This is a genomic window from Streptomyces sp. NPDC054961 (assembly GCF_053609145.1).
The window spans coordinates 170,980-189,419 of sequence record NZ_JBSGWY010000009.1 but is presented as its reverse complement, the minus strand read 5'-3'; the positions used below and the strand labels follow the sequence as shown (position 1 = coordinate 189,419).

Annotated in this window: 10 protein-coding genes; 5 read left to right on the top strand and 5 right to left on the bottom strand. The window is 74.5% G+C overall.

Annotated features, from left to right (window positions below; translation table 11 throughout):
* Positions 1–7: 7 nt before the first annotated feature.
* The 5 genes from ACWF9Z_RS12185 to ACWF9Z_RS12165 all read right to left on the bottom strand — a co-directional run bounded on the left by ACWF9Z_RS12185 (position 8) and on the right by ACWF9Z_RS12165 (position 11,219).
* On the bottom strand, positions 8–1,636 hold the full coding sequence (locus ACWF9Z_RS12185) for a succinic semialdehyde dehydrogenase (RefSeq protein ID WP_453600674.1): 1,629 nt from the start codon (positions 1,634–1,636) through the stop codon (positions 8–10).
* 194 nt (positions 1,637–1,830) lie between these two features.
* Complete coding sequence (locus ACWF9Z_RS12180; protein WP_453600671.1) at positions 1,831–3,540, bottom strand: protein kinase domain-containing protein; 1,710 nt, start codon at positions 3,538–3,540, stop codon at positions 1,831–1,833.
* 117 nt (positions 3,541–3,657) lie between these two features.
* Positions 3,658–6,546, bottom strand: a complete 2,889-nt coding sequence (locus ACWF9Z_RS12175; RefSeq protein WP_453600669.1) for a hypothetical protein — start codon at positions 6,544–6,546, stop codon at positions 3,658–3,660.
* Between the two features lie 153 nt (positions 6,547–6,699).
* Positions 6,700–9,363, bottom strand: a complete 2,664-nt coding sequence (locus ACWF9Z_RS12170; RefSeq protein WP_453600666.1) for a serine/threonine-protein kinase — start codon at positions 9,361–9,363, stop codon at positions 6,700–6,702.
* Between the two features lie 149 nt (positions 9,364–9,512).
* Positions 9,513–11,219 (bottom strand): glycerol-3-phosphate dehydrogenase/oxidase, encoded by a 1,707-nt coding sequence (locus tag ACWF9Z_RS12165; protein ID WP_453600749.1) that lies wholly within the window; start codon positions 11,217–11,219, stop codon positions 9,513–9,515.
* A 449-nt stretch (positions 11,220–11,668) separates the two neighbouring features.
* Here ACWF9Z_RS12165 and ACWF9Z_RS12160 point away from each other — a divergent pair, with 449 nt between their 5' ends.
* The 5 genes from ACWF9Z_RS12160 (at position 11,669) to ACWF9Z_RS12140 (ending at position 18,303) form a co-directional block, all read left to right on the top strand.
* The gene (locus ACWF9Z_RS12160; protein ID WP_453600664.1) at positions 11,669–12,898 is read left to right on the top strand and encodes a nucleotide sugar dehydrogenase; all 1,230 of its coding nucleotides are present in this window, start codon (positions 11,669–11,671) and stop codon (positions 12,896–12,898) included.
* Positions 12,899–13,088: 190 nt separating this feature from the next.
* Complete coding sequence (locus tag ACWF9Z_RS12155; RefSeq protein ID WP_453600661.1) at positions 13,089–13,640, top strand: hypothetical protein; 552 nt, start codon at positions 13,089–13,091, stop codon at positions 13,638–13,640.
* A gap of 201 nt (positions 13,641–13,841) precedes the next feature.
* Positions 13,842–14,810 (top strand): hypothetical protein, encoded by a 969-nt coding sequence (locus ACWF9Z_RS12150; protein WP_453600658.1) that lies wholly within the window; start codon positions 13,842–13,844, stop codon positions 14,808–14,810.
* Between the two features lie 11 nt (positions 14,811–14,821).
* Entirely contained in the window at positions 14,822–16,588 is a 1,767-nt protein-coding gene (locus ACWF9Z_RS12145; RefSeq protein WP_453600655.1) for an insulinase family protein, read from the top strand.
* Positions 16,585–18,303, top strand: a complete 1,719-nt coding sequence (locus tag ACWF9Z_RS12140; RefSeq protein ID WP_453600652.1) for a M16 family metallopeptidase — start codon at positions 16,585–16,587, stop codon at positions 18,301–18,303. Before ACWF9Z_RS12145 ends, ACWF9Z_RS12140 begins: the two co-directional genes overlap by 4 nt.
* Positions 18,304–18,440: the final 137 nt, after the last annotated feature.

The window sequence follows — 18,440 nt, the reverse complement described above, 5'->3', positions numbered from 1 at the left end:
GTGCCCCTTAGCGGAGTCGGAGGGCCTTCATGACCTTGAGGCTGCGGGTCATGAACGCCGCGTACTTCTCGTCGTCCATGCCCAGCGAGGGCCCCATCGGCAGCAGCCGCTGGTGGGCGACGGTCTGGGCCTCCGTGTACTTGAGGATCCCCTCGGAGCCGTGGCGGCGGCCGAGGCCGGAGTCCTTCATGCCGCCCATGGGGGCCCCGGCGCTGCCGTAGGCCGGGGCGTAGCCCTCGTTGATGTTGACGGTGCCGGTGCGCAGGCGGGCGGCGACGGCGTGGCCGCGGCGGGAGTCCTTGGTCCACACGCTGGAGTTCAGGCCGTAGGCGGTCGCGTTGGCCTGGGCGACGACCTCGTCCTCGTCGGTGAAGCGGTAGACGGAGACGACCGGTCCGAAGGTCTCCTCCCCGCACACCGCCATCGGGGCCTCGACGCCGTCGAGGATGGTCGGCTCGTAGAAGAGCGGGCCGATGTCGGGGCGGGCGACGCCGCCCGCGACGAGGGTGGCGCCCTTGGCGACGGCCTCGTCCACGTGCCGCTGTACGGCGGCCAGCTGGCGCTCACCGGCCAGGGAGCCCATCTCGGCGCCGTAGGCGAGGGAGGAGCCGAGGCGCATGGCCTTGGTACGGGCGGCGAAGCGGGCGACGAACTCGTCGGCGATCGAGGCGTGCACGTACAGCCGCTCGATGGAGATGCAGAGCTGTCCGGCGGAGGAGAAGCAGGCGCGGACGGCGCCGGCGGCGGCCTTGTCCACGTCGGCGTCGCGCAGGACGAGCATGGCGTTCTTGCCGCCGAGTTCGAGGGAGGCCCCGACCAGGCGGGCGGCGGCGCCCTGGGCGACCTCGCGGCCGGTGCGCGTGGAGCCCGTGAACGAGACGTAGTCGGCGTGCCGGACCACCTCGGGGCCGACGACCGGGCCCTCGCCGAGGACGATCTGGAACACCTCGGCCGGCAGGCCGGCCTCGATCATCAGGTCGCGGGCCCACAGGGCGGTGAGCGCGGTCTCGGTGTCGGGCTTCATCACCAGCGCGTTGCCCGCGGCGAAGGCGGGCAGGGCGTCGCCGATGGACAGCTCGAAGGGGTAGTTCCAGGGGGCGATCTGGCCGACGACCCCGCGCGGCTGACGCAGCTCGGTGACCTTGGTGAGGGTGGGCATGGCGCCCGCGTGGCCCTTGGGGCGCAGGTAGGAGGGGGCCCGGCGGCCGTAGTGGCGCGCGGCGACCGTGACGGCCTGGACCTCTTCGTGGGCGTGCAGGCGGGCCTTGCCCGTCTCCAGCTGGATCAGGTCGAGGACCTCGGCCTGGCGCGACAGCACCAGGTCGTGGAAGCGCAGCAGTACGGCGGCCCGTGCGCGGACGGGCACGGCGGCCCAGGCGGGCTGCGCGGCGCGGGCCCGGGCGAAGGCCTCGGCCACGTCCTCGGGGGTGGCCTCGGGGAGGTCCGCGAGCTTGTCGCCGGTGAAGGGGGTGTGGTTGGCGGTGCGGCCGGAGCCGGCCACTCCGCGGGTCAGCCGGGCGACCAGTTCGGGGGTCACCACGTCGGCGGCGCTCCGGGCGCCGGCCGGAGCGGGGGCGACCGGGTTGGTGGGCTGAGGGGCGCTGCGGAGGGGGGCCGGGGCCTGCGTTTCCGTCATGCCGGTGAGCGTATTGCGCCCGGGGCCCTTTGGGTACCCGCCGGTAACCGGATTTTGCCATATATGCCAGTGATCGCTGGCAGGATGGCGGAAACGGGCTTCGCGGCGGACAGCCCCACGTCCGGATCAGGGCTTCGCGGCGGGCGGCCCCACGCCCGGATCAGGACTTGGCGGCGGGCGGCCCCACGCCCGGATCAGGGCTTCGCGGCGGGCGGCTCCCAGCCGCTGAGCACGATGTCGAACTGCTGCTCGGTCGTGGCCCAGTCGGCGACCGGGCTCGACATGTAGATGGCGTACTCCGTGCCGTCCGGGGCGACGTACATCTGCTCCTTGGCCCGGCGCGGACCGGGATGGCTCTGCTTCTCCGTCCAGCTGAAGTCCCAGAGCGCGGACCGGGTGCTGTCCCGGAAGGTGTTCTGGTTCAGCCGCACCTTCTTGTAGTCCGTGCGCTTGCGCACCTGCTTCTCCAGGTCGAGCAGGTGCGCGTACGGGTCCTGGTAGTCGGGGGTGGGGTCGGCCGCGATCCGGATGAAATGGTTTCCGTTGTCCGCGGTGTAGTCGATCTGGTCGCCGTTCGCCTGGCGCGTCCACCCGTCCGGGACGAACAGCGTGAAGCCGGCGAGGGGGTCGGTGACCTTGGTGTAGCCGGCCGGCGGGGCCGCCGCCCGCGGCTTTCCGTCGCCGCCCGACGGCCCGGCGGTCGAACCCACGGCCTTGTCGTCCGCCCCCGCGTCACCGGTGTACTTCAGCACCCCGAACACCCCGCCGCCGCCGAGCAGCGCCGCCACCAGGGCGACGACCGCCGCGCGCCGGAGCCGGCCGCGGGCGGGGTCGGAGGCGGCCCGGGGCCGCCCGTCCACGGCCGCCCGCGGGTCCCGCCTCGTCTTCGACTCCGTACCCGGCTCGGCCCCGAACGCCGGGACCGCCGGGACCTCGGCGACGGAAGGCGTCCGCGCGCCCGTCCGTCCCTCCGCGCCCCCGGGGGCCGGTCCGTCCGCCGCCTCGTCGCGGGCGGGGGACAGCTCCTCGGAGCCCAGGGCGCGCGTCGGTACGTACGCGTGCGCGGCCTTCGGTTCCCGGCCCTCCATCGCCTCCAGCAGCAGCTGCTCGGCGTCGGCGGCCGACGGCCGGTGGTCCGGGTCCTTGCGCAGCAGCGCCGTGATGACCGGAGTCAGCGGGCCCGCGTGCGTGGGGGCGGGCGGCTCCTCGTTCACCACGGCCTGGAGGCTGGAGATGGGCGAGGTGCGGCGGAACGGCGAGCGGGCCTCGACGGCCGTGTACAGCGTGGCGCCCAGCGACCACAGGTCGGACGCCGGACCGGGGGCACCGCCGGTGACCCGCTCGGGGGCCAGGTAGTCGATGGAGCCGACGAGCTCGCCGGTGCGCGTGATGGAGGAGTCGCCCTCGATCGCCGCGATGCCGAAGTCCGCGAGCATCACGCGGCCGTCCTTGGCCAGCATGACGTTGCCCGGCTTCACGTCCCGGTGCAGTACGCCGACCGCGTGCGCGGCGCGCAGCGCGCGCAGCACGTGCAGCCCGATCCGGGCCGCCTCGCGCGGCTCGATCCGCCCGGCCGTCTTCGCCGCGTCCGCGAGGGAGGGGCCGTCGATGTACTCCATGACGATCCACGGGCGGTCGTCGTGTTCCAGGACGTCGTGCACGGTGACGACGGCGGGATGCTGGATCCGGGCCGCGGCCCGGGCCTCCTTCTGCGTCCGGGCGTGCATGACGTCCCGGTCGGCCTGGGCGACGTACAGACCCGCTGTCAGTTCTTTGACGGCGACGGTCCTGTGCAGCAGCTCATCGTGTGCGCGCCACACCTTGCCCATGCCGCCTCTGCCGATGGGCTCGACGAGCCGGTACCGGCCCGCGAGCACCGCGCCCGCGCCTGTCTGCTGTTCCACGAATCCCCGCCGCCGCTCTGTGCACTTCCGGCCAGACTACGGAGCTCGCGGGCGCTGTCGGAACCTCTCGGCGGCGGTTGGGCCGCACTGTGACGCAATTGCCGTACTGATTCCTCGTCAGCCGCCCGATTTGTAACTGGCCGTTGCCTGCTCGAAGGCCTCGGTGACCTTGCCCTCCTGGTCCTGCGGGCCGGTGACCAGGACGACGTGGTACGAGCCGCCGAGCGCGACGACGTAGTTGCGGGCCACGACGGACCGGCCGTTGCCGTCGATCCAGGTGTACCGGCCGGTGACCCGGAGCTGGTTGCCGACCTTGGTGGACTTGATGTCGCTGACACTGGACCAGGTGGAGGAGCGGTACGGAGCCAGCTCGGGCTCCTTGTCCTTCTGGTAGGTGGCCGGGTCCGGGTTGCCCTCGACCTTGTCCCGGCCGGGAACAATGGTGAGGGCGAACTCCCCCTCCGTGTAGCGCACCTGACCGGACTCATTCATTCCGCGACGGTCCCAGCCGTTCGGGACGGTGATCTCGAAGTGCTCGGCGTCCTGCTGGGTGGTGTAACCGGCCGGGGCGGGGGCGTGGGTCTGCGGCGCGGGCTTGGACTCGGGCGCGCTGGGGCTCGCGCCGGAGGCGTTCGGCTTCGGGCTCGGACTCGGGCTCAGGCCCGGACTCTTCGACTGTCCGGCCGGCGGCTTCATGCCGGCCGCCTTCTGTCCGCCGTCACCCTGCGGACCGGCGGACCGGGGCATGAAGAACAGGGCGTACGCCACCGCTCCGGCGAGCAGGACGAGGATCCCGAGCAGCAGGGTCCGCCCCAGCGCGAGCGGCTTGCGGGGGTGATCGGCGCTGCGGTGCCGGCCGTGCAGTTCGCCCCGCCGCCGCACGACGGGCAGCCGCGCGGGATCCGGTGGCGGCATCGGGAGCGCGGCGAAGCCGTAGTCGGGTTCGGGTGCGGACCGCACCAGGGAGCGCAGCCAGCCGCGGAGCTCCTCGAAGTCGGGACGCTCGGTCGGGTCCTGACGCAGCAGCGACTCCACGACCGGACGCAGCGGGCCGCACTCCTCGGCGAAGGCAGGCGGCTCGGCGCAGACCATCTCCACGAGCTCGGCGACGGTGTCCTCGGGGTACGGGGCGTGCCCCTGCACGGCCCGGTACAGCAGGGCGCCGAGCCCCCAGAGGTCGGTGGCCGGCCCCACGGGCGCGGCCAGTTGCCACGGGCCGTGCACGGCCTGCGCCTGCTCGGGCGACCACCGCTCGGTGACGGCCCCGACGACGGCCATCCGCGTCTGCCGGGCCCGCTCGGCATCGAGCCCGCTCCGGGGCCCGCTCCCCCACCCGCCGCCTCCCCCGGCGGCCGGAGCCGCCCCGGGGACGCCGCTCGCACTGTCCCGCGGCCGGCCGGCGCCGGCGCCCGGGTCCTCCGCCTGGCGGTAGCCCTGCGGGAGCGCGAGCTGCGCGGGCAGCGGGAGGCGCCCGGGCGGGCTCTGCGGTTCGGGCAGCGCCTGGTACCCCGGCGGGCTCTGTGCTTCCGGCAGCGCCTGGTGCCCCTGCGGGCTCTGAGGCTGGGACAGCGCCTGGTATCCCTGCGGGGTCTGCGGTTCCGGCAGCGCCTGGTGCCCCGGCGGGGTCTGCGGTTCCGGCAGCGCCGGACGGACCGGCGGGGTCTGCGGTTCGGGCAGCGCCTGGTGCCCCGGCGGGGTGCTCGGTTCGGCTTCGGCGCGGAGCGGCGGGGCGGGCAGGGCGGCCGGGCGCCGCGGGGTGGCCCCGTGCCAGGCCGCTCCGCCGTCCGGGCCTCCGTAGGGGTACGAGTACCCCTGCGGCAGGTTCGACCCCTCCGGCCTCGGCTCCGCCGTCTGGTGCTCCGGCGCGGGACCCGGCGCGGGATCCGCCCCGGCCTTGCGCTGCTCGGTGATCCGCGCGCCGGCCTGCGCCCCGGCCCGGTACGCGGCGATGGCCCCCGCCCGCGCCGCGGCCTTCAGATCGGGCCGCTCCCCGGCGCCGCCGACGTCCCCGGGGTTTCCGGGGCTCCCGGGGACGATGTGGTCGGTGTACCGGGGACCGGTGTCGTACCCGGGAGCCACGATCGGCGCGTACTCCGCCCCGGCCCCGCCCCCGCCCCCGCCCCCTCCCCCGGCTCCGGCCCCGGGGCCACACGCGGGGTCCACGGGACCGGCGGGTTCGATGGACCGCACGGGACGCTCGTGACCCGCCCGACCGTCGTAGTCCACGGAATCCACAGGGTCCACGGAGTCCACGTTGTCCACGGCGCGGGTGGGAGCCGGCGAACCCACGGGCTGCGTGCCGTAGTCGGCGACCGGCGCCGAACCGCTCCGGAACCCACCCTCGGGCCCGGTCCCGAGCCCGAGCCCGTTCCCCGCGTCAACACCCCGGGGCGGCGGGAGCGCCGGGCCCCCGAAGCCGTCCGGCGCCGGGACCGGGTCGTACCCGCACAGCGCGTCCTCGGCGGCTCCCGCGGCCAGCCCGGTCAGGACGACCCGCCCGTCCTCGCATATCAGCACCGTCCGCACGGTGATGTTGCGGTGGGTCCACCCGTGCGCGTGCAGCACCCGCAGCGCGGTCAGCACGTCCGCCGCCACCTCCGCCGCCCGGTACGGGCTCAGCGGTTCCTCCGCGATCAGCGCCGCCAGCGGTCGGGCCGGGACGAGTTCGCTCACTATCCACAGCGAACCGCCCTCGGCGAACACGTCGAAGACCTGGTCCAGCCGCGGATGGTCCGGCACGGACGCCGCCGCCTGCGCGGCCGCGATGGCCCTGCGCACGGCGGGCAGTTCGCCCGGAGCGCGCCGCCCGTGGGCCGGGACGGGACCGCCCCGCGTGCCGTCCAGCAGCTCCGCGTCCACGACCTCGGGTAACGGCACCTGCCGGACCAGGACTTCCTGCCCGCTCCGTGTGTCGAACGCCCGGGTCTCGATCAGCTCGTACTCGTCGGACGGGGGCAGCGGCAGTCGGTAGCGCTCGGCCAGGATCCGGCCCGCGTAGTCCTCCACGTCGCCTCCCCCGAGAGCTGTGGGCCCGCCCCTGTGGCCCGGCAGACACGATACGTCGCCCAGGGCGCCCGCGTCCCGGCCCTGACAAGGCTCACCCCAGTCCCGTACCGGGCCCGGCCGCCGACCCGGCCTCGGACCCGGTCCGGGATCCGGTCAGCCCAGCGGCTGGAACGTCTCGAACGCCGTCTTACGCAGCTGCGCGCACTCCGGGGCGTCCCACTGGTCGGCGGCGCAGCTGATCATGATGGCGTAGCCGTGCTTGGCGTCCATTTTGAACCCGCGGTCGAGCACCCGGACCCGGGTGCCCTTCTGGTCGCGCTCGAACTCCCAGTCCGCGACGGTCGGGTAACCCCGGTACTCCGTCGCCTCGAGGCGCAGCAGCTTGTAGTTCGTGCTGCTGCCCGCGACGGCCGGGGCCAGCTCCGCCCAGGCGGCGCGGGCGTCGTCGAGCGGCTTGTTGTTGAAGTCGATCTGGATCCGCGGGAAGCCGCCGTCCCGGCTGTAAATGACCCCGTCGTTCTTGCCTATCGTGTCGGTCTGCTTGAAGCCCTCGGGCATCGCCATCGCGAAGTGGAAGCCGGGGTCGCTGACCTGCGCGAACCCGGGCGGAAGCCCGCTCCCGGATCCGCCGGGCGTCGCGCCCTGCCCCTGACTCGTCGTGGTGCCGGTGCCGGTGCCCGCGCCGCCCGCACCCGCGGCCGGGCTCGGAGAGCCCGCGCCGCCACTGCCCGCCGTGTCACCGGCCTTCGGGGAGGGCGAGGGCGTGGCGGGCGGCGAGGAGCCGGCCGCCGGGCTCGAGGCGACGGAGCCCTTTCCGTCCTTGCCGTCCTGCTTCGCACCGTCGTGGTCGTCACCCGCGAAGGCGTAGGCGACGAGCGAGCCGATGACCGCGAGCACGAGGAGCACGCCCGCTATCGCGAGGACGATGGTGCGGCGCGGCATGACGTCGGTGAGCGGCGCCGCGACGGGAGCGGGGCGCGGGGCCGGGCGTTCCGCGGCCGTCACCGTCGTGACGGGTTCGGCGGCCGTGGCCGCCGCCGCCTTGCGGGCCGACTTCAGCGCGGCGCGGGTGCGCTCGCGCTGCTCGCGGTCCCTGCGCTCGCGTTCCTTCTTCTCGGCCTTCTCGGCGGCCTTCGCCGCCTTCTCGGCCGTGACCTTCTCGGCTGCCTCCTGGGCCTCGGCGAGCGATATCTGCCGGGTTTCCTCGGGGCTCGGGTCCGCCACCGCGACCGGCTGCTCGGGGGCTTCGATCACGGCCGAGAGCATGGCCCGGGCCCGGTCGTCGTCGAGCCGGTGGACCGGGTCCTTGACGAGGAGGCCGTAGATGACGTCGGTCAGCGGACCGGCGTTCTTCGGCGGGTCGACCGGCTCGGTCATCACGGCGGTGAGGGTGGCGAGCGCCGATCCCTTGTCGTACGGGGGGACGCCCTCGACCGCGGCGTACAGCAGGCCGCCGAGCGACCACATGTCCGCCGGCGGTCCGGGGCGCTGGCCACGGGCCCGCTCGGGCGAGATGTACGAGGGGGCGCCCACGAGCATGCCGGTGGAGGTGACGGACGGGTCGCCCTCGACCTGGGCGATGCCGAAGTCGGTGAGGATCACGCGGCCGTTGCCGTGGTCGGCGAGCAGCACGTTGGAGGGCTTCACGTCCCGGTGCAGGATGCCCTGGCGGTGCGCCGCGCGGAGCACGTCGAGCACGGCGAGGCCGACTTCGGCGGCGCGGCGAGGCGTCAGGGGGCCGTTCTCGCGTATGAACTCGGCGAGCGAGGGGCCCTCGATGAGCTCCATGACGATCCACGGCCGGCCGTCTTCGTCGACGACGTCGTAGACCGTCACCGCGCCGCCGCTGCGGATCCGCGCGATGGCCTTGGCCTCGCGGAGGGTGCGGGTGATGAGGCGGCGCTTCTCGTCGTCGTCGACCCCGGTACCGAAGCGGAGTTCCTTGACGGCGACCGTCCGGCCGAGGGTCTCGTCCTCGGCACGCCAGACGGTGCCCATGCCGCCCTTGCCGAGGACGGCGCCGAGCCGGTACCGGCCCGCGAGCAGCCGACCCTCGTCGTGGGGGCCCTCCTCCGCCTTGGCCGCGGCCGCCTTGACGGCGGCGGCCACCTCATCGGCCTTGCTCACGGCGGCCGGCTTCGCCACCGCGGGCTGCACGGCCGTGGGCTTCGCGTCCTGGGGCTCGGTGGCCACAGCGGCCTTCGCCGCAGCGGGCTTGCCCAAGTCGAGCTTCGCAGCGGCCGGTTTCGCCGCAGCGGGCTGACCCGGATCGGGCTTCACGTCTGCGGGCTTCACGTCTGCGGGCTCGGCCGCAGCGGGCTTCGCGTCCTCGGCCTCCGCCGGCACCGCGGGCTTCGCAGCGGCGGGCTTGCCCAGATCCGTCTTCGCAGCGGCGGGCTTCGCCGCAGCAGGCTCAGCCGCATCGGCCTTCGCCCCGGCAGGCTTCGCGGCAGCAGGCTTCACTGCAGCGGGCTTCGCGTCCTCGGGCTCCGCCGCCACCGCGGGCTTCGCAGCGGCTGACTTCGCCTCAGCGGGCTCAGCCCCATCGGCCTTCGCCCCGGCGGCCTTCGCCGCTTCGGGCTTCGCCGCCGTCGACCTCACGGCTGCGGGCTTCGCCGCCGCGGGCTTGCCCGGATCCGCCTTCGGCCCGGCAGGCTTACGCGCAGCGGGCTTCGCGTCCTGCGGTTCCGCCGCCGCCGGCGGCTCCGCGGGCTTCGACCTCACGGGCTTCGCGTCCGCGTGATCGGCCGCCGGAGACACCGGCGTTCCCGTCCCGACAGACGGATCCGGCGACTCGGTGTACTCCGGCTTCGACATGCGTCCCCTCTGCGATCGTGCCGCCTGCTCCGGTTGCCCCGGCAGCGGCCGAGGTGCCCGGTAACCCGCCCCGGCAGAACCCTCATTGTCCCTTACTCCGCAACGGACGGGAGCCCCGGGTCCGTGGTTCCCCCCTCCGCATTGCGGAGTTACAACGGGACGATGTCCGGCGCCCCCAACCGCGCGGCGTCCGCCGTCTGGTCATCGGGCTGGCGCTGCGATTCCCGCTCCGCCTGTACCCGCTTTTCGTAGTGCTCCACTTCCTTCTCGATCTGCTGCTTGTCCCAGCCCAGGACCGGCGCCATCAGCTCCGCGCATTCCCGCGCCGATCTCGTCCCCCGGTCGAAGGTCTCGATCGAGATCCGCGTCCGCCTCGTCAGCACGTCGTCGAGGTGGCGCGCGCCCTCGTGCGAGGCCGCGTAGACGACTTCGGCACGGAGGTAGTCGTCGGCGCCCGTCAGCGGCTCCGCCAGCGACGGGTCCGCCGCGATCAGCGTCAGCAGTTCCTCCGTCAGCGACCCGTACCGGTTCAGCAGGTGCTCCACCCGCACCACATGCAGCCCCGTCCGCGCCGCGATCCGCGCCCGGCCGTTCCACAGCGCCCGGTACCCCTCGGCGCCCACCAGCGGGACGTCCTCCGTGACGCACTCCGCGACCCGCTGGTCCAGGCCGTGCACCGCCTCGTCGACCGCGTCCTTCGCCATCACCCGGTACGTCGTGTACTTGCCGCCGGCGACCACCACCATCCCCGGTACCGGATGCGCCACCGTGTGCTCGCGCGAGAGCTTGCTCGTCGCGTCCGACTCCCCGGCCAGCAGGGGCCGCAGGCCGGCGTAGACCCCTTGGACGTCGTCCCGGGTGAGCGGCACCGCCAGCACCGAGTTCACGTGCTCCAGCAGGTAGTCGATGTCCGCGCTGGACGCCGCCGGGTGCGCCTTGTCGAGGTCCCAGTCGGTGTCCGTGGTGCCCACGATCCAGTGCCGGCCCCAGGGGATCACGAACAGCACCGACTTCTCCGTCCGCAGGATCAGCCCGGTGGACGAATGGATCCGGTCCTTGGGGACCACGAGGTGGATGCCCTTCGACGCCCGTACATGGAACTGCCCGCGCTCCCCGATCAGCGCCTGGGTGTCGTCCGTCCACACCCCCGTGGCGTTCACGATCTGCTTCGCGCGGATCTCGTACTCGCCCCCGCCCTCCACGTCCTGCACGCGCGCGCCGACCACCCGCTCGCCCTCGCGCAGGAAGCCGACGACCCTCGCCCGGTTGGCGCACTGCGCCCCGTACGCCGCGGCCGTCCGGACCAACGTCGCCACGTACCGCGCGTCGTCCATCTGGGCGTCGTAGTACTGCAGGGCGCCCACCAGCGCGTCCTTGCGCAGCGCCGGAGCGATCCGCAGGGCGCGCCGGCGCGAGAGGTGGCGGTGGGTGGGCAGGCCGCGCCCGTGGCCGCTGGAGAGCGACATCGCGTCGTACAGCGCGACCCCGGATCCGGCGTACCACCGCTCCCAGCCCTTGTGCTGCAGCGGGTAGAGGAACGGCACCGGCTTCACCAGGTGCGGGGCGAGGCGCCCCAGCAGCAGGCCGCGCTCCTTCAGCGCCTCCCGGACGAGCGCGAAGTCGAGCATCTCCAGATATCTGAGTCCGCCGTGGATGAGTTTGCTGGAGCGGCTGGACGTGCCGGAGGCCCAGTCCCGCGCCTCGACCAACCCGGTCGCCAGGCCTCTGGTCACCGCGTCGAGGGCGGTACCGGCGCCCACCACGCCCGCGCCGACCACCAGCACGTCCAGCTCCCGCTCGGCCATCGCGGCGAGCGCCTCGGCCCGCTGGACCGGTCCCAGCGCCGCCGCCCCGATCCCCGTCCCGCCGCCCCTGCTCCGGCCGCCGGCGCCCCCGCCCACGGGCGCGCCCCCACCCGGACCCGGCCCTGCCCCCGCCCCGCCGCCTCCTCCGCCGCCGCCTCCGCCCGCTCCTGCCCCCGCGTCCGTCCCCGCGTCCGTCCCTGCGCCGTTCCCTGTCGTCGTCACAGCCGTCTGCCTCCCGTTGACGCGGGTCACCCCGCCCGGCCTATGGGTCATCCCGCTCGTCGTGGGTGATCCCGCTCACATCGCCCGTTCACGATTCTCACCGCGCGCACCCACATCGGCCACCGCCTGTGGATAACACGACGGCGGCCACTCCCTCTGAATACGACATATCTGTCATATATACGCCTAGTCTGACATTGCGCCAGCTCTCCTCCTCCACAGGACTTGCGCGCTCCGCCCCCTCATGCTTGTCAGGGAAGGGAAGGGACGGCACCCCCATGCCCGCAGATCTCGCCGTCATCGGACTCGGCCATCTCGGTCTCCCGCTCGCCCAGGCAGCCGTGGCCGCCGGGATCGAGACGGTCGGCTACGACAGCGGTCCGTCCACGGACTCCACCCTCACCGCCGCCGAGATCCGCCGCATGTCGGCGGCCGGCTTCCGGATCACCACCAACCCCGCCGAACTCGGCCGGGTCCGCACCGCCGTCATCTGCGCCCCTACCCAGCTCGGCGCGGACCGTGCGCTCGACCTGTCCTCGGTCGGCGAGGCGGGCCGTACGCTCGCCGCCCGGCTGCGCCCGCACACCACCGTCATCCTCGAATCGGCGGCCCACCCCGGCGTCACCGAGGAGTACCTGCGCCCGATCCTCGAATCGGGCTCGGGGCTGCACGCCGGCCGGGACTTCCACCTGGCCTACTCCCCCAGCCGGCTCGACCCGGGCAACCGTACGCACGGCATCTCCAACACCCCCCGGGTCATCGGCGGCCTGACTCCCGCGTGCACGGAGTCCGCGCACGCCTTCTACGCCCGCCTCACCGACAAGGTGGTGCGGGCCCGCGGCCTGCGCGAGGCCGAGACCGTGCAGCTCCTCGAAACCAACTACCGGCACGTCAACATCGCCCTCATGAACGAGATGGCCGTGCTCTGCCACGACCTGAGCGTGGACCTCTGGGACGTCATCCGCTGCGCCGAGACCAAGCCGTACGGCTTCCAGGCCTTCCGCCCCGGCCCCGGAGTCGGCGGCCACGGCGTCCCCCTCGACCCCAACTACCTCCCCCACACCACCCGCACCCCGGGCCATCCGCTGCGCATGGTGGGCCTCGCGCAGGAGATCAACAACCGGATGCCGCAGTACGTCATCCAGCGCAGCGCCGCCCTGCTGAACGAGCACGGGAAGTCCGCCCGCGGGGCCCGGGTCCTGCTGCTCGGGGTCACGTACAAGCAGGACCTCGCCGACCAGGAGGGCTCCCCCGCCCGCGAGATCGCCAGCCGGCTCCTCGACCTCGGGGCGCTGATCAGCTACCACGACCCCTACATCAGCGGATGGCGCGTCAGGGACCAGCCCGTCCCCCGCGCCGAATCCCTGTACGAGGCCGCGGCCAACGCCGATCTGACGATCCTGCTCCAGCACCACCGCACCTACGACCTCCAAGGTCTGGCGGTCAAGGCCCAGTTGCTGCTGGACACCCGAGGCGCCAGCCCGGCGGGAGCCGCGCATCGGCTGTAGGCCGTTCCGCCGAACGCCGCACACCCCACACACCCCCCGCCCCCGCCCCCCACCTCGCGCACCGCCCGGCAAAACCCCCTCAACGGATGTCACGGGCTGCTGCTAGCCTGCGGCGACTTATCTCGCGCATACGTCCCCACGCACAGGCGTGCGGTTTGCCGTGCGCACCATCCCTGGGGGGGATTTCTCCATGAGCCAGCAGTTCCAGCCGCCCGCGCCCGAGTCCGCCGCGCCCGAGTCCGCCGCACCCTCGGCCGACGGGGCGGCCCCGGCCGGCCACCCCGGCCCGTCCGGTGCCGACTTCCTCGCCCCGTTCCCGGCCCCGGCCCCGGTGCGCCCCGGCAACGTGGGCCTCGGCATCGTCGCCGCGCTCGTCGCGGCCCTGGTCGCGGCCGCCGCGTACGGCGGCATCATGAACGCCATCGACCGCGAGATCGGCTACGCCGCAGCCGGTGTCGGCGCCCTCGTCGGCTTCGCCGCGGGCAAGGCCGGCGGCCGCAACCCCGTCCTTCCGGTCGTCGGCGCGATCCTCTCGGTCGCCTCGGTCTTCCTCGGCGAGCTGTTCTTCTACGCGCTCGCGCTGGCCGACTTCGAGCACGTCGGCGTGGGCGACGTGCTGAGCACGCTCGGAGTCTCCGGTCTGGTCGACGCCTGGAACATCGACGCGGACTTCATGAGCGTCCTCTTCCTGGCCCTCGCCGCGTTCGCCGGATACGGCTCCGCCAAGAAGATCGGCGACTGATACGACCCCTCTCCCGGCCCCCGGCGGGGCCGGGAGCCGTGACACCGGGCCGGCCCGCCGCAGCGCGCGGCCGCGCGTCCGCACGCGCCGGGCAGCCCGGCGAGTCCGCTCGCCGCACCCCTGCTGAGCAGGCACTCCCTTGATCAAGAGGCCGGACCGAAATCCTGTCGTCCGCTGGATCGCCGGTCATATGATCCGCACGTGTCCGCTCACCTCCCGCCCGGCCGGCCCGTGTTCGACCCCGCCGACCGCATCCCCGCCCTCGCCACCCTGCGCACCGACGTCCACCGCCAGGACTGGGATGCCGTCGCCGCGGCCTTCGCCGCCCTCACCGACGAGGACGACCGCGCCGTAGCCTGCCGCGTCGTCGGCGACCAGCAGAACGCCGAGCCGTTCCTCAACCAGGCGATGGCCGCGGACCCCCGGGATCCGCTCGCGCGGAGCCTGCTCGCCGACCGGCTGATCCGGATCGGCTGGGGCGTCCGTTCCGGCGCAAGCGCCCCGTACGTCTCGGCGGCGCGCTTCCGGCAGTTCCACGGCTACCTTCGGCGCGCCGAGACGCTCCTCATCGACGTCTGCGCCGAGCACCCCCGGTTCGGCCTCGCCTGGTACCTGCGCATCACCACCTCCCGCGGCCTCGAACTGGGCCTCGGCGAGACCCGGCGCCGTTACGAGCGGCTCGCGGAGCACCACCCGCACCACTACGCGGGCCAGCAGCAGTTCCTCCAGCAGAGCTGTCCCAAATGGGGCGGCACCTGGGAGACCGCACACGGCTTCGCCGAGGAATGCGCGAAGGCCGCGCCCCCCGGCGGCCCGAACGGCGCCCTGGTGGCCGTCGCACAGCTGGAGCAGTACCTGGAATCGCACGAGAAGGGCGACGCGCGCACCTCGGGGGCGTACCTGAACGCCCCCGAGAACCGTGCGCGCCTGATGGCGGCCGCCCGGCACTCCGTGCTCCACCCCGCCGCCCGGGCCGACGCGTACGCCCACACCGACGCCCACAACGCCTTCGCGGCCGCCCACAGCGCGGCCGCCCGACCCGCCGACGCCGCCCCGCACTTCCGTGTCCTCGGCGACCGCGCCAACCAGTTCCCCTGGGGCTACCTGGGCACCGGGGACCACGCGGCCGAGTTCGCCCGCCACCGCAAGAGCGCCCTGGCCAAGGGCTGAGGGACATCACGATGAGCACCGAAACGCGCCCCGAGCCCGAGTCCGCCACCGCCACCGCCACCTCCGTGGACGGCATCGTCACCACCACGGTGAACGGCATCCGCACCGTCCTCGCCCCCCGCCGCGGCCCCCTCACCGCCGGACTGCTCTTCCGGGTCGGCTCCGCCGACGAGACCCTCGCCACCAGCGGCATCACCCACCTCGTCGAGCACCTGGCCCTGCACCGGCACGGGCTGGGCGACCTGCACTACAACGGCGCCACCGCCGCCGCGTTCACCCACTTCCACGTCACCGGCACCCCGGCGGACATCACCCAGTACCTCAACGGCGTCTGCGCCGCCCTGCGCGACCTCCCCATGGACCGGCTGGAGACCGAAAAGGAGATCCTGCGCACCGAGGCCGCCGGCAAGACCTGCGGCCCGGCCCACGCCGCGGCCCTGTGGCGCTACGGACCGCGCTCCTACGGCCTCGTCGCCTACCCCGAGTTCGGCCTCCGCGAGATCACCGAGCACCAGGTGCGGGACTGGGTGCGGACGCGGTTCACCCGGGAGAACGCCGTCCTGTGGATCACCGGCGACGCCGTTCCCGAGGGCCTCGACCTCGAACTCCCCTCCGGTGCGTGGCGGCCCGCGCCCGAGGCGACCTCCGCCCTGCCCACGACGCCCGCCTACTTCCGCGGCGACGACGGCGGGGTCTGCCTGACCGCCGTGGTCCCCCGCTCCACCGAGGCGACCCTGTTCGCCGGAGTGCTGAGCAAGGAGCTCTTCCGCGAACTGCGCCAGAAGGGCGGGTACTCCTACACGGCGACGGCCGACTACTCCATACGCGACACCGGTCACGCGACCGTCGTCGCGTACGCCGACGCCCTGCCCCAGAAGCAGGACGCGCTGGTGGGCGCTTTCGTGGACGTCCTCGCGAAGCTCCGCGCCGGCCGGGTCGAGCAGTCCGACCTGGACGCCGTACGGGCCTCCGCGCTGGCCGCGTTCGACATCCCCGACCTCGCCGCGGCCCGGCTGCCCGGCCACGCCGTGGATCTGCTGCTGCGCCACCGCAGCCTCACCACCGACGAGGCCCGGGCGCAGATCGAGGCGGTCACCGTCGAGGACCTGCGGGACGTCGCGCGCGCCGTCTGGGCGGACGCCTTGATGCAGGTGCCCGGCCGGGGCGTGGACTGGGCGGGGCTGACGGCCGCGCCCTGCGAGTCGGCGGACGTCGTCACCGGACGGCGCCATCCGGCCGTGGAGAACGACGACGTGTCCCTGATCGTGGGCGCCGAGGGCGTCAGCGCGCTCACGCCGCAGCACCGGGCCACCGTCCGGTACGCCGAGTGCGTCCTGCTGCGGACCTTCCCGGACGGAGCCCGGCAGCTGATCGGCCAGGACGGGATCTCGATCACCGTCGAACCGACCCTCTACCGGATCAGCCCGTCCGAACTGGCCGTCGTGGACGCCTCCGTGCCCCCGTCGGTGGTGGTCGCGATGGAGCCCCGTGCCGCCTCCGCGATCCCGCGGCCCGCCAAGGCGGGTCTCACCACGGCCTGGCGGAACCCGCGCTCCGGGCTGGTCACCGCCGCGATCTGGGGACTGGGCGTCCTCACCGTCGTCCTCGCCGTCGTGACGTACGGGCTCGCGCACGCGGTGACCGACCGGTCCGTCGCCCCGGGCGACCGGGACTGGCATGCGGTCAAGCTCGCCGCCCTCCTGACCGCGGCCTGCGCCGGCATGGGCGTCACCCAGCTGCGCCGCCGCCGGGCCCACGGGGCGGGAGGAGCGCGATGACCACCGAAACCACCGTCGACGGCGTCCGCACGCTGCTCGCCCACCAGCCCGGCCCCCTCACCGCCGGACTGCTCTTCCGGGTCGGCTCCGCCGACGAGACCCTCGCCACCAGCGGCATCACCCACCTCGTCGAGCACCTCGCCCTGCACCGGCACGGGCGGCCCGGCGATCCGCACCGCGACGGCGCCACCGCCGCCGCGTACACCCGTTTCCAGGTGACCGGCACCCCCGCCGAGGTGGTCGAGTACCTCAACGGCGTCTGCGCCGCCCTGCGCGACCTCCCGGTGGAGCGGCTGGAGACCGAGAAGGAGATCCTGCGCACCGAGGCCGCGGGCCGGAGCCCCGGTCCGGCCCGCCTCGCCACCCTGTGGCGCTACGGATCCCGCTCCTACGGCCTCGCCGGATACGCCGAGGCCGGTCTCTCCGCGCTCACCGGGGAGCAGGTCCGCGACTGGGCCCGGACCCGGTTCACCACCGGCAACGCCGTCCTGTGGATCACCGGCGACCGGGTGCCCGACGGCCTCGCGCTCGCCCTCCCCCACGGCCCGTGGCAGCCGGCGCCCGAGCCCGCCTCCGCCCTGCCCGTCCTCCCCGCCTTCTTCCGGGGCGAGGACGGGAGCGCCGTCCTGACCTCCGTGCTGCCCCGCTCCACCGGGGCGGGCCTGTTCGCCGAGGTGCTGGGCAAGGAGCTGCTCCGCGCACTGCGCCACGAGAGCGGGTACGCGTACGCGGCGGCCTGCGCGTACGACCCGCGCGACGCCGGCTCCGCGACCCTCGTCGCCCACGCCGAGGCGCTGCCCGCGCAGCAGGAGGCGATGGTCCGCGCCTTCGTCGACGTCCTCGCGCGGCTGCGGGAGGGCCGGATCGATCCGGCCGGCCTGGAATCCGTACGGGCCTCCGCGCTCGCCCGCCTCGAGGCCCCCGGGCTCGCCGCCGAGCGGCTCCCCGGGCAGGCGGTGGACCTGCTGCTGGGGCACCGGATCCTGACCGTCGCCGAGGAGCGCGCCGAGATCGAGGCGGTCACCGCCGCGTCCCTGCACGAGATCGCGCGCACCGCGTGGGCCGGCGCCCTGCTCCAGCTGCCCGGCCGGAGCGCGGACCGGGCCGCGGAACTCGCGCCGGGGCTCGCGGCCGCGCCCACCGGATCCGCGCAGACCGTCACCGGGCGGCGCCACCCGTCCCTGGCCGCCCCCGGCACGGTCCTGATCGTGGGCGAGGACGGCGTCAGCCTGGTCTCGGAGCGCCAGCGGATCACCGTCCACTACGCCGCCTGTTCCCTGGTGCAGGCCTATCCGGACGGCGCCCGCCACCTGGTGGGCCACGACGGGTTCACGCTCACCGTCGAGCCGGCCCTGTACGGGATCGGCCCGGCCGACCTGGCCCCGCTCGACGCGGCCGTCCCGCCCTCCGTGGTGATCGCCATGCCGCCCCGCGAGGCGTCCCGGCCGCCCCGGCCCGTCCCCGGTCCCGGTCCCGCCACCGCTCCGGCGGCCGCCGGGCGCGCGGTCTGGTTCACCGTCCTGCTGTGGGTCCTCGGCACCCCCGGTCTGCTCATCGGCGGGGCCGCGGTCGTCCTCGGCTACGTCATGGGCGACGAGCACGGTCAGATCGCCGAGGACAACGCGTGGTTCCTGTTCCGGCTGCTGCTCCTCGCGGGCGTCCTGCTGATCCCGTGGGGCATCTGCATGAGCCTGAGGACCAAGGGCAGGAACTGACCGGCGCACCCGCCCGGCGGAGCCCGACGTGGGGGGGGGGGGGGGGGCGGGCGCCCGGCCCCCCCCCGCCCCGCCCCCGGCCCCCCCCGGGCGGGGGGGGGGGCGGGGGGGTGGGGGCGGCGGGGGGCCGGCCCGCG